Below are 12,531 nucleotides of genomic sequence, written 5' to 3'. Positions count from 1 at the left end.
ATGACGACGCACTACGAGGTCACCGTGGCCGGGCGGGTGCCCGAGTGGACGGCCGGGTCCATCCGAGCCCGCTTCGGCCCGGTGGAGGTGCACTCCGAGGGCGGGACCACCGCGGTCTCCGGCACCGTCTGCGACCAGTCCGCGCTCCGGGCCCTGCTCGAGCTGATGTGGGACACCGGCGTCAGCGTCGTCGCCCTGTCGGTGGACGGCAGTCCGCGGAGCTCGCGGCCGACGGGCTCCGATCCGGACGAGGAGGCGGGGTCATGAGCACCCGCGAAGGCCGAGCCGACCGAGCGACGCACACGACCGCATGCCGGACCACGACGTGGCCCCAGCTGCTCGTCGGCTTCGTCGTCGTGTACGGCGTCCTGGCGGTCGGGACCGCGCTGGACAGCACGGCGCGTCTCGGCCTGCTGACCCTGGCCGCCGTGCTGGTGGCGGCGGCCTGCACCGAGCGGCTCCAGACGCGAGCGGCCGGGGCGGAGATCCGCGCCCGGCTGGGACTCGGCCGGCCGGGCGTCGTCGCTCTCCTCGCCGCCACGGCCGTGTCGCTCCTCGTGCTGGCGGTCCACCCGGTGACGGCCGCACTGACCGGCAACCCGGTGACGCTCCGCCCGGACTGGCCGTGGCTGCTCGTCGGGGCCTTCGCGGTGCACGGGCTGGCCGAGGAGCTGGTCTGGCGCGGGTTCCTCTTCCGCCGGTTGCGCGCGGACCACGCGTTCTGGCCGGCGGTCTGGTGGAGCGTGCCCTTCATCGCCGCGGCGCACGTCCCGATCGTGCTGACCGCCGGCCCGGTCGTGGGACTGGGCGCCGTGCTCGTGGCCGCCGTGACCTCGGCGCCGCTCAGCTACCTCTACGAGTGGGGCCGGCGGACCCTCTGGGCTCCCGCGCTGGTCCACACCGCCATCGACAGCTTCAAGGTCGTCGACGTCCCACCCGGGGCCACGACCTCCTTCTCGCTGTCGCTCATCGCGGTCAGCCTCGCCGCGCCCCTGCTGGTCTTCCTGCTGCCACGAGGGCAGGCGGGCGGAACTGCCCTGCTCCGACCGCCGTCCCGCCGACCGCGGGACGACGACCACCCCCTGACGCGGAGGAGTCGACATCGTGACCGCTGACATCGGACTGGGCCTGAGCGTGGTCGCCACGGCCCTGTGGTCGGGCCTGCTCCTCACCCTGACCACGATCCTGCACCCCATGTTCGCGCCTCGCGGAGCGGCCGGCTTCACCGAGGACATGCGCCGGTTCCTGCCGATCGCCCGGCGCTCGCCGACCAACTACGTGCTGGTCGTCGCGCTGGTCGTCAGCCCCGTGGTGGCGCTGGTCGGCCTGTGGCACCAGGCCGGGAGCGCCCCGTTCGTCCTGACCGCCGCCGGCCTGGCCGCCACCGTGGCCGGTCCGCTGCTGATGTCGAGCCGGCTGGCCGAACCGAACTACGCCGTCATCCTCAGCTGGGACCCGGACGCGGTGCCGCCGGACTGGGGCATCGCCCGCTCCCGCTACTTCCGCCTCAACTGGCAACGCGCGATCCTGACCTGGCTCGCGCTCGGGCTGTTCGTCGCAGCGGCCTACCTCTACTACACCTGAGCGCCCGACCGCCGGCACCTGCCGTCCCGGCGGCCGCCGCCGGCGCGCCCGCCCTGGAGGCCCGCCCGGAAGGGAGATGACCCGACGTGACCGTGGCATCGGATCGAGACACCCCGCGGTGGCACACGCTGCCGTCCGAGGAGGTGGCCTCCGCGCTGGACGTCGACCCGCACGCGGGCCTGTCGTCGTCGACGGCCCGGACGCGGCTGGTCGACGACGGCCCCAACGCGCTGGAGCCGCCCCGGCCGCGGCCGGTGTGGCGGCGGGTCCTCGGGATGCTGACCGAGCCGATGACCGTCGTGCTCATCGTCGCCGCGCTGGTCAGCCTGTTCGTCTCCGGCGAGGTCGAGACCCCGGTCGTCATCCTCGTCGTCGTCGTGTTCAACGCCGTCCTCAACCTGGTCCAGGAGCGCCGCGCCGAGAACAGCCTGCAGGCGCTGCAGGACCTCACCGTCGTCCGCGCCCGGGTCCGCCGCGACGCGCAGGTCAGCGAGGTGCCCGCGGAGGACCTGGTCGTGGGGGACGTCGTCCTGCTGGAGGCCGGGGACGCCGTCCCCGCCGACGGGCGGCTGCTCGAGGCCGCCGGGCTGGAGGTCCAGGAGGCGGCGCTGACCGGTGAGTCGGCGCCGACCGCCAAGCGCGTCCAGGCGCTGGCCGACGCCGACGCCGCGGTCGGCGACCGGCACGACATGTTGTTCATGGGCACGGAGGTGACCCGCGGCCGCGGGGCGCTGGTGGTGACGGCGACCGGCACGGCCACGGAGATCGGCCGCGTCGCCGACCTGCTCGCCGCCGCGGGGCGGGAGACCACGCCGCTGCAGCGCCAGATCGGCGCCCTGGCCCGGCTGCTCACCCTCGTCGCCGCGGTCGTCGTCGTCATCGTCTTCGTGCTCGGCCTGCTGCGCGGGGCCGAGGTCTCCGAGCTGCTCCTCACCGCGGTCTCCCTGGCCGTGGCCACCATCCCGGAGGGGCTGACCGCCGTCGTCGCCTTCACCCTGGCCATGGGTGCGGCCCGGCTGGCGCACCGCGGCGCGATCGTCAAGCAGCTCTCCTCGGTGGAGACCCTGGGCGCGACCTCGCACATCGGCACGGACAAGACCGGGACGCTGACGCTCAACCAGATGACCGCGCGCGAGCTGTACGCACGGCAGGGCCGCTTCGAGGTCACCGGCGAGGGCTACGCGGTCGACGGCGACCTGCGGCCCACCGGCGAGGGGCCGGCCCCCGACGTGCGCGGCGCGCTGCTCGGGATGGCCCTGTGCAGCGACGCCGTCGCGCGGGACGGCGCGCTCGTCGGTGACCCCACCGAGGGCGCCCTCGTGGTGCTGGCCGCCAAGGGCGGGGTCGACGTCGACTCCACCCGCCGCGCCTGGCCCCGGGCGGCCGAGGTCCCCTTCGACTCCGACCGCAAGTACATGGCCACGCTGCACCGGTGGTCCGCCGCCGATCCCCGGAGCGGCCGGCTGGACGGGTTCGATGGCACGACAGGCATCGACCGCCCCGGCGGCCGGCTCTACGTCAAGGGCGCGCCCGACGTCGTGCTCGCCCGCGCCACCCGGCTGGACACCCCCGACGGCGCCGCGCCGTTGACCGACCCCGGGCGGGCCGGTCTCGACCGGCTCAACGCGGAGGCCGGGTCGCGCGGGCTGCGGGTGCTCGCGATCGCCTCCCGCGACCTGGACGGCGCGGACGCCGAGGCCATGACCGGGGCGGCCGGCGATCCGCAGCAGCTGGACGGGTTCGTCACCGGGCTCACGCTGCTGGCCCTGGTCGCCATCGTCGACCCGCCCCGCCCGGAGGCCCGGGACGCCATCGCGCAGGCCCAGCGGGCCGGCATCCGCGTCCACATGGTCACCGGCGACCACGTCGGCACGGCCGCGGCCATCGCCGCCGACCTGGGCATCCCCGGCGAGCCGCTCTCCGGCAGCGAGGTGGACGAGCTGGACGACGACGACCTCGCCCGACGGGCCGCCGGGATCGGGGTGCTGGCGCGGGTCAGCCCGGAGCACAAGATCCGGATGGTGGAGGCGCTGCGCAGCGACGGCTCCGTGGTGGCGATGACCGGCGACGGGGTCAACGACGCCCCCGCCCTCCGGGAGGCCGACATCGGCGTGGCCATGGGCATCACCGGCACCGAGGTGTCCAAGGGCGCCGCCTCGATGGTCCTCACCGACGACAACTTCGCGACGATCGTGACCGCCGTCCGGGAGGGCCGGGGCATCTACGACAACGTCGTGAAGTTCGTCCGCTTCCAGATCACGACGGCCTGGAGCTTCGTGCTCATCTTCCTGACCGCCGGGGTGCTGGGCCTGGCCGGTGGGGCGCCGTTCGCCGCCCTGCAGATCCTCTGGGTCAACATCATCATGGACGGGCCGCCGGCCATGGCGCTGGGTCTGGACCGGGTCGAGGACGATGCGATGTCCCGTCCTCCGCGGCCGGTGCGCGAGCGCATCCTCACCCCCGGCCGGATCGGCCGGATCCTGTTCTCCGCGGTGGTCATGGCCGTCGGCACGCTGCTGGTCCTGGCGCTCACCCCGGGCACCGAACCGGCCCTCGGGCTGGCCACCGAGGCCGGCACCCTGGCGTTCACCACGTTCGTGCTGTTCCAGGCGGTCAACCTGCTCAACGTGCGGGGCCAGGACACCTCGGTGTTCAGCCGGCACACCCTGACCAACCGGGCGCTGTGGATCGCGCTGGCCGCGATCCTCGTGCTCCAGGTGCTGGTCGTGCACCTCCCCCCGCTGCAGGGCCTCTTCGGCACGACCGCGCTCGACGCCGGGCAGTGGGCGCTCGCGGCGGCGGTCGCGTCGTCCGTGCTGTGGGCCGAGGAGGTCCGCAAGGCGATCGCCCGGGCGCGGCGCCGCAGCCGCGCGGGGACGGCGCCGTCCGGGTCCGGTGCGCCGCGACGGCCCGAACGGGCGGGGGACCTGCCAGACTGACCGCCTTCCTCAGCCCCGATCGGGTCGGGAGCGGCGATGTCTGGACGCCGGGTCGTGCCGCTGCTCGAGGCCAAGCTGGCGATCCCCCCGCTCCGGCGGAGCAGCGTGCTGCGGGCCCGCCTGCACGCGCCGCTGCTGCACTCGGCCGAGACCCCGCTGACGGTCGTCGTCGCGCCGGCCGGCTGGGGCAAGACGACGCTGCTGTCGCAGTGGGCCCACGACCCGGCCGAGTGCCGCGGCATCGCCTGGCTGTCGCTGGACCGGGCGGACGACGAGCCGCTGCGGTTCTGGTCCTACGTGCTCAGCGCGCTGCGGCGCGGCGTCCCCGCGCTCACCGGCGACCCGCTCGCCGCGCTGTCCGCGCCCGGGGCCGAACCGGTCGACCTGGCCCTGCCCACGCTGCTCAACGAGCTCAGCGCGCTCGACTCGGAGCACGTCCTCGTCCTCGACGACTTCCACCTGCTCACCCACCCCGCGATCCACGCAGGGATCGAGTTCCTGCTGTCCTACCTGCCCCCCGCGCTCCGCCTGGTGATCGCCGGCCGCTCCGATCCGCCGTTGCCGCTGGCCCGGATGCGGGCGCGTGGGGAGCTGACCGAGGTGCGGGCCGCGGACCTCGGCTTCACCCTCGACGAGGCCGCCGCCCTGATGACCGCCGTCGCCGGCACCCCGTTCGACGCGGCGGGCGTGGCCCCGCTCTGGGGGCGCACCGAGGGCTGGGCGGCCGGGCTGCACCTCACGGCGCTCCGGGTGCGGCACTCCGGCGAGCCGACGTCGGCCACCGAGGAGGTCCGCGGCGACGAGCGTCACATCCTGGACTACCTGTCCCTGGAGGTCATCGACCGGCTGCCGGCGGACCACCGCGACCTGCTGGAGCGCACCTCGGTTCTCGAGCGGGTGTCCGGTTCGCTGTGCGACGAGGTGCTGGGTCGCCAGGGATCGGCCGCTGTCCTCGAGTCCCTGGACCGCGCCAACGTCTTCGTGGTCCCCGTCGACCCGCAGCGCGAGTGGTACCGATGCCACCCGCTGCTCAGAGACGTGCTGTCCCGGCGGCTGACGCGGACCGACGCGCACGCCGGCGCGCCCGTCCTCGCCCGCGCCGCGGACTGGTTCCTGGCCCGGGACCACGTCACGGAGGCCGTCGACCTGCGCATCCGGGCCGGCGACTCCCCCGCGGCGGCCGGGCTCCTGCGGTCGAGGGTGGCCTGGTTCCTGGAACGGGGCGCCGCGGCCACCGTCCTCGGGCTGGGCCGGCGGCTGCCGGCTCCGGTGGTGCTGGGCGACCCCGGCCTGTGCGTGGCCCTGGCCTGGGCGGCGGGGTTCGGCGGGCGGTACGCGCTGATGGGCCCGTGGCTGGACGCCGCCGAACCGCTGATCCGGGAGGACAGCGCGCCGCTGCCGGGCTGGCGCACCCTGCAGGGCGCCGCGTCGACCATGCGGGCCCGGGTGCTCGACACCGCCGGGGCCGATCCGGTCGCGGCCTCGGCCGAGGCCGCCGTCGCGGTCGCCCTGGAGGACGACCCGATGGTCCTCGGCTACTTCGTCACGCGCACCGTGCTCGGCATCGCGCTCAACGACGCCGGCCGGCCCGAGGAGGCCCTGCCGCACCTCACCGCCGCGTGGGAACGGGCGCAGGTGATCGGGCTGCCACCACTGCTCGGCCTGCAGGCGGTGAGTGCCCTCGCGTGGGCGCTGCTCGAGACCGGCCGCCTGGAGCGGCTGCGCCGGCTGCTCGCGGCGCGCGCCCCCGCGGTCGAGGCCGCCCGAGGGAGGCGGGACGACACCGCGGGTCCGGGGCTGGCCCGCCTGTGGATGGTGCAGGGGCGGCTCGCGCACCGGGACGGGGACGACGACGCGGCCGGCGGGCTGCTCGAGCGCGCCGTCGAGCTCGCCCGCGCCTTCGGCGAGCCCTCGGCGCTCGTCGCCGCCCTGACCTCCCTGGCCGAGGTCCAGGCCGGCCGGCAGGAGACCGCTGCCGCGCAGCAGGCGCTCGCGGAGGCCCGGGACGTCGTCCGCGCCTCCCCGGTCGTGCCGCTGTTCGTCGAGCGACTGACCGCGACCGAGCGGCGGACCGGCCGCGCCGCCGCGCCCGCCGGCCGGGCCGACGGCGCGCCGGTCGAGCCACTGACCGACCGGGAGCGCGCCGTCCTGCGCGCCCTGACCGGCTCGGCCACCCAGCGCGAGATCGGCGCCGCCCTCTACCTGTCGATCAACACGGTCAAGGGCTACACGAAGAGCGTCTATCGCAAGCTGGGCGTGGCCACCCGGCAGGACGCCGTGCAGCGAGCGCGGCGGCTCGGTCTCCTCTGACCGCTCCGGCGCCCGCCCGCACTCCCCCGGCGCGCGGCGCCTTCACGCGAGCGCTCCCACCCGGCTCGGCGGGATGTTCTGGTTGAGGTGGAAGACGTTGCCGGGGTCGAGGGCGTCCTTGAGCGCGGTGAGCCTCGCCAGCTTCGCGGGCGGATAGGCGCGTCGGACGCCGGCCGCGCCCTCGTCGCCCAGCACGTTGACGTAGACGCCGGACGCGAACGGGGCCAGCCGGGCCGCGCTCTCCCGGGCGGTCGCGATCCGGCTCGCGTCCTCGGCCGGGTCCGTCCACCGGGCGGCGCCCACGTACTCGAACGCCGTGCCGCGCTGGCTGAACGCGGTGGCCTCGTCCGGCACCTCGGCGATGGCCCCGCCGTACGCCTGCAGGCCGGCGTCCACCGACGGGTCGTGCGCGAGCAGCGCCTCGATCGCCCCGTCGGCGAGGTCCTGGAAGTAGTGGCCCTTCCAGTACCGGCGCTCGGCGTGGCCCTGTGGGGTGTCCTCCCGGCGCTGCAGGTCCAGGTAGGACAGCTCCTGCACGCGCCGCTCGAGCGGCCGGCCGAGCGCGCTCAGCACGCGGGCGTGCTCACGAGCGGCATCGGGGTCGCCGACCCAGACGAACCCGAGCGTCGCGACGCCACCGGAGACCGTCGCCGTGTACGTCGCCCACCTCGGCGCCTCGGCCGCCAGGTCCCGCCAGCGGGTCAGGGGCGCAGCCGCGGCCGCGACCGGGAAGTCCAGCTCGACGCTGACCGCCCGGGTGCCGGTGGCGTGCAGCCGGAACCGGAACTCCGTGACGACGCCGAAGTTGCCGCCGCCGCCGCGCAGCCCCCAGAAGAGCTCCGCGTTCTCCGCCGCCGAGGCGCGGACGACGTCGCCGTCGGCGGTGACCAGCTCGAACGCCTCCACGTTGTCGCACGAGAGCCCGTGCCGGCGGGCGAGCCAGCCCATGCCGCCGCCCAGGGTCAGCCCGCCGACGCCGGTGTGCGAGACGTTGCCGGCCGGCGTGGCCAGCCCGAACGGCTGGGTCGCCGCGTCCAGCGCCCCCAGGAGCGCGCCGCCCTGGACCGACGCCAGCCGCCGCTCCGGATCGACCCGGACGCCGCCCATCGGGGTCAGGTCGAGCATGAGCCCGCCGTCCGGCACCCCCAGCCCGAGCACGCTGTGGCCGCCGCACCGCACGCCGATCTCCAGGCCCTCCCGGCGCGCCCGGGCGATCGCGCCCGCGACGTCCCGAACGTCCCGGCACCGGGCGATCAGCGCCGGCCGCCGGTCCACCATGGCGTTCCACACCCGGCGGAGCCGGTCGTAGCCCGCGTCGCCCGGCCGCAGGAACTCGGGATCGGCCATGGTCGCGCTCCTCGTCGATGGGCGGGTCGGTGGCATCTCGGGACCTCAGGCACGCCGGGTGGGCCGGTGGACGAGCTCGGAGGTGCGGCCGTCGAACGTCCGAACCCGTCCGACGACATCGACGCGGACAGGACCAGGCGGGACACGGCTCCCCTCCTCCGTCGCGGTTCCGGGCCGTGCCCGGTGTCTGCGGGTATCGACGGCGACCGGACCGAGAAGTCATCGGGAGGGTCGAAGGTCCGTGTCCCGGCCGGCGGCCCGCGGTGATCATCGGTGTGTCCGGAATGCCACGGAGGGTGAGGTCCCGGCCGAGCGGCGGCCGTGCCCGCTCCGTGCGCCGGAGAGGAGGCACCATGAACTCCGACGTCCTCGTGCCCGAGGGACGCCGCCTGCTCCAGCGGGGAGCCGCCCGCTGGTGGTGGGCGCCGCTGGTCGCCGCGGTCGCCTGGTTCCTCATCGCGTGGCTGGTGCTCCGCGCCGACACCACCTCGCTCGCCACGGTGGGCCTGCTCATCGGCGGGGTCTTCCTCCTCGCGGCGGTCAACGAGGGAGCGATGGCGGCGATGGTGTCCCGCGGCTGGGCCGGGCTGCACGTCGTCCTGGCGGTGTTCTTCGTGCTGGGGGCCGTGTGGGCGTTCGTCCGGCCGATCGAGACGTTCTTCGCCCTCGCCTCGGTGCTCGGCCTGCTGCTGTTCCTGCAGGGGATCCTCACGCTCGGGCGGGGCGTCGCCATGCGGGACGAGACCCCGCACTGGTGGCTCGAGGTGCTCAGCGGCGGGCTGTTCATCGTCCTGGCGGTCTGGGTCTCGTCGTCCGACCGGATCTGGGACCTCGCGGGCCGGGCGACGTTCATCCTGCTCTGGGTCGGCTTCCTGGCCATCTTCCGCGGCATCTCGGACCTCATGCTGGCCATCGCGCTCTGCCACATGGCCAAGGAGGGCGAGCTCCGGGAGCGGGCCGCAGCCGGTGCGGACACCGCGTCCATCCCACCGCAGGAACGGCGGGAGGCCGCGCCGCGCGACACCCCGGCGGAGAGCGCACCCCGCAGCTGAACCGGACGTCGTCGGACCCCGACCGTCGGAGGGCGGCGGGGCCCGACCGCTGCGTTGGAGCGTCCTTGGACCGGCCGCGGGCACCGTGGCCCGGCACCCGGACCGAGGAGGACGACCCCCATGACGGAGCTGAGGACCGACCCCGACGCCGCAGCCGGCGACGCCCGCACCGTCCTGGTCGTCGGGGCCGGGCCGGTGGGCCTGACCGCGGCGTGCGAGCTGGTCCGCCAGGGCGCCCGGGTCCGGCTGGTCGACGCGCTGGCCGAACCGGCGACCGAGTCGCGCGCGGTGACCGTCCACCCGCGCACCCAGGAGCACCTCGCCGCGATGGGCGTGCTCGACCGGTTCGAGGCCCAGGGGCTGGCCCAGACGGCGGTGGAGCTCTACACCGGGCGGGAGGCCACCCCGCGGGTGCGCCTCACCACCGAGCACGTGGACTCCCGCTACCGCCGCATCCTGGACCTGGCCCAGCCGCAGACCGAGGCGATCCTCGCGGAGCTGGCCGCGGAGCTCGGCATCGTCGTGGAACGGGGCACGTCCCTCGACGAGCTCGCCCAGGACGACGACGGGGTTCCCGTCACGCTGACCGGACCGGCCGGGACGACGCGGCACCGCTACGGCTGGGTCGTGGGCGCCGACGGCGGCCACAGCCGGGTCCGGGTGGCCGTCGGCACCCGCCTGGAGGGCGTGTTCCGGGGCCAGCACTTCCTGTTCGCCGACGTGGCCGCGGACACGCAGCGCTCGGCCGACACCCTGCGGGTGTTCGTCCACCCGGACGGGATCGGCGGGGTGTTCCCCATGCCCGGCGGCCGCACCCGGCTGCTGTTCCTCGTCGACGCCCCCGCGCCCGGCGCCGTCCCGACCCTGGCGGAGGCCCAGCGACTGGTCGACGAGCGGATGGGCGGGCAGTGGCGGATCAGCGACCCGAGGTGGCTGACCTACTTCGAGGTGCACCACGGGCAGGTCCCCCGGTACCGCTCCGGCCGGGTGTTCCTCGCCGGCGACGCCGCCCACGTCCACAGCCCCGCCGGCGCGCAGGGCATGAACACCGGCGTGCAGGACGCCGTCAACCTCGCGTGGAAGCTGGCCCTGGTCGCCACCGGCCGGGCCGGGACGGCGCTGCTCGACAGCTACCACGCCGAGCGGCACCCGGTCGGCGCCGCCGTCGTGCGGCAGACCACCGTGATGACCGACACGATGTCGGCCGAGGGGCCGGCGGCGCACCTGCGCGACGCCGCGCTGTTCGTGCTCGGGCACGTCCCGGCGCTGCGCGACCAGGTGATGGCGGGCGTGACCGAGACCCGCATCGCCTACCGGGGGAGCCCCGCCGTCGACGGGGACACCGGTCCCGGCCGGCACGTCCGCCCCGGCGACCACGCGCCCGACGTCCCCGGCCTCACGACGGCCGACGGCCGCGAGGCCTGGATCGGGGACCTGCTCCGCCGTCCCGGGCACCTGCTGCTGACCACCGCGACCGATCCGCCGCTGCTCGACCGGCTCGGCGCCGTCCTCGGCCCGCTGGGCACCGTCGTCCCCGTCGTGCCGGCCGCCGCCGGCGCGCCCGCCGGCGCCCTCGTCGACCCCGCGGGAGCGGTGGCCCGGCGCTACGGCATCGGGGACTCCGGAACCGCCCTCATCCGGCCCGACGGCTACCTCGGGCACCTGTCGTCCACCGCCGACGACGCGGCCCTGGCCGACCACCTGAGCGCCGCGCTCTCCGTCGAGCGGCAGCCGGCGTGAGCACCCCGGGCGACCCCGCCCCGGTCGCGGTGGCCCCCCGCACCGGTCCCGCCGGGAGCGCGACGGGCACCGGGGGACGGCACCTCGACCAGCGCGCGCACCGTCTGGAGAAGCTGCAGGCGCTGCGCGCCCGCGGTCCGGGCGCCCTCCCCTACCGGTATCCCACCGACGCCACCGCGGCCGGCATCCGCACCGCGCACGCCGGCCTGCCCCCGGACCAGCGGACGGCCGACCGGGTGCGCATCGCCGGCCGGGTGGAGCTCATCCGCCGGCAGGGACACCTGACCTTCGCCACCCTGCGCGACCGCACCGGCGCGCTCCAGCTGTTCGTCGACAGCTCGGTGCTCGGCGCCGCCCGGCACGCCGAGTTCGACGACGTCGACCGCGGGGACTGGCTCGGCGTGGAGGGCACGGTGATGACCACCCGCCGCGGCGAGCTCTCCGTGGCCGTCGAGGACTTCGCCGTCCTGGGCAAGGCGCTGCTGGAGCCGCCCGACAAGCACCGCGGGCTGCCCGACGTCGAGACCCGCTACCGGCAGCGGTACGCCGACCTCGAGGTCAACGAGCGGACCCGCGAGGTCTTCCGGATCCGGCACACCGCCGTGCGGGCGATCCGCCGGCACCTCGAGGACCGCGGCTTCACCGAGGTCGAGGGGCCGGTGCTGCAGAGCATCCAGGGCGGGGCCAGCGCCCGGCCCTTCGTCACCCACCACAACGCGCTCGACCTGGACCTCTACCTGCGGATCGCGCTGGAGCTGCACCTCAAGCGGCTCATCGTCGGGGGCATGGAGCGGGTGTTCGAGATCGGCCGGGTGTTCCGCAACGAGGGCATCGACACCCGGCACAACCCGGAGTTCACGATGCTGGAGGCCTACCAGGCCTTCGCCGACTACACCGACATGATGGACCTGGTCGAGGGCCTGGTCACCGACGCCGCCCGCGCCGCGCTGGGCGACGACCTCACCGTCCACTACGGCGGGCACGCGATCGACCTCGGCGCGACGCCGTGGCCGCGCCGGCGCTTCGCCGACATGATCGCCGAGGTCACCGGCGCGACCATGCACCCGGCCATGCCGGTCGAGGAGGCCCGCGCCGTCCTCGACCGGCTGGGTCTCCCGTACGAGGCCGGCTGGGGAGCCGGCCGCCTGATGAAGGAGGTCTACGACGAGCGCGTGCAGCACGCGGTCGTCGGCCCGGTGTTCTGCACCGACTACCCGCGCGAGGTCTCACCCCTGGCCCGCACGCACCGCGACGACCCCGCCTACGTGGAGCGCTTCGAGCTGATCGTCGCCGGCTTCGAGCTGAGCAACGCCTACTCCGAGCAGAACGACGCCGTCGAGCAGCTGGCCGCCTTCGAGGCCGAGGCCCGCGCCAAGCAGCACGGGGACCCCGAGGCCGGCGACGTCGACCTGGACTACGTGCGGGCCCTCGAGCGCGGGATGCCCTGCACCGGGGGGCTCGGCATCGGCATCGACCGGCTGGTGATGCTGCTGGCCAGCGTGGACTCCATCCGCGAGGTCATCCTCTTCCCGACCCTGCGGCCCGAGTCCGGGCCCCCG

9 protein-coding genes are annotated in these 12,531 nt (G+C 75.6%); 8 read left to right on the top strand and 1 reads right to left on the bottom strand.

The genetic code is table 11. The features are described from left to right. The 5 genes from PGN05_RS18310 to PGN05_RS18290 all read left to right on the top strand — a co-directional run bounded on the left by PGN05_RS18310 (position 1) and on the right by PGN05_RS18290 (position 6,833). Positions 1–267, top strand: a complete 267-nt coding sequence (locus PGN05_RS18310; RefSeq protein WP_419753997.1) for a hypothetical protein — start codon at positions 1–3, stop codon at positions 265–267. Then, complete coding sequence (locus PGN05_RS18305; protein WP_419753996.1) at positions 264–1,115, top strand: CPBP family intramembrane glutamic endopeptidase; 852 nt, start codon at positions 264–266, stop codon at positions 1,113–1,115. The genes PGN05_RS18310 and PGN05_RS18305 overlap by 4 nt, the downstream gene beginning before the upstream one ends. Continuing rightward, complete coding sequence (locus PGN05_RS18300; RefSeq protein ID WP_419753995.1) at positions 1,105–1,584, top strand: hypothetical protein; 480 nt, start codon at positions 1,105–1,107, stop codon at positions 1,582–1,584. Before PGN05_RS18305 ends, PGN05_RS18300 begins: the two co-directional genes overlap by 11 nt. Positions 1,585–1,670: 86 nt before the next feature. Continuing rightward, positions 1,671–4,523 carry a cation-translocating P-type ATPase gene (locus PGN05_RS18295; RefSeq protein ID WP_419753994.1) on the top strand — a complete coding sequence of 951 codons (2,853 nt, stop codon included), beginning with the start codon at positions 1,671–1,673 and terminating at the stop codon, positions 4,521–4,523. A gap of 36 nt (positions 4,524–4,559) precedes the next feature. Further along, complete coding sequence (locus PGN05_RS18290) at positions 4,560–6,833, top strand: LuxR C-terminal-related transcriptional regulator (protein WP_419753993.1); 2,274 nt, start codon at positions 4,560–4,562, stop codon at positions 6,831–6,833. A 42-nt stretch (positions 6,834–6,875) separates the two neighbouring features. Here PGN05_RS18290 and PGN05_RS18285 read toward each other — a convergent pair whose 3' ends face one another. After that, positions 6,876–8,180: an FAD-binding oxidoreductase gene (locus PGN05_RS18285; RefSeq protein WP_419753992.1), complete on the bottom strand. Its 1,305-nt coding sequence runs from the start codon at positions 8,178–8,180 to the stop codon at positions 6,876–6,878. A gap of 353 nt (positions 8,181–8,533) precedes the next feature. Here PGN05_RS18285 and PGN05_RS18280 point away from each other — a divergent pair, with 353 nt between their 5' ends. From PGN05_RS18280 to lysS, 3 genes are all read left to right on the top strand, one after another. Beyond that, positions 8,534–9,232 carry an HdeD family acid-resistance protein gene (locus PGN05_RS18280; protein WP_419753991.1) on the top strand — a complete coding sequence of 233 codons (699 nt, stop codon included), beginning with the start codon at positions 8,534–8,536 and terminating at the stop codon, positions 9,230–9,232. Between the two features lie 120 nt (positions 9,233–9,352). Next, positions 9,353–10,972 (top strand): FAD-dependent monooxygenase, encoded by a 1,620-nt coding sequence (locus PGN05_RS18275; RefSeq protein ID WP_419753990.1) that lies wholly within the window; start codon positions 9,353–9,355, stop codon positions 10,970–10,972. After that, on the top strand, positions 10,969–12,531 hold a 1,563-nt coding region (gene lysS / locus PGN05_RS18270), incomplete at its 3' end, for a lysine--tRNA ligase (protein WP_419753989.1). The genes PGN05_RS18275 and lysS, both read left to right, overlap by 4 nt.

Source organism: Geodermatophilus sp. CPCC 206100, assembly GCF_048569675.1.
In the GTDB taxonomy this organism is placed as follows: domain Bacteria; phylum Actinomycetota; class Actinomycetes; order Mycobacteriales; family Geodermatophilaceae; genus Geodermatophilus.
Note: the sequence above shows the minus strand (reverse complement) of the source record. Positions and strands in the feature narration are given on the sequence as shown.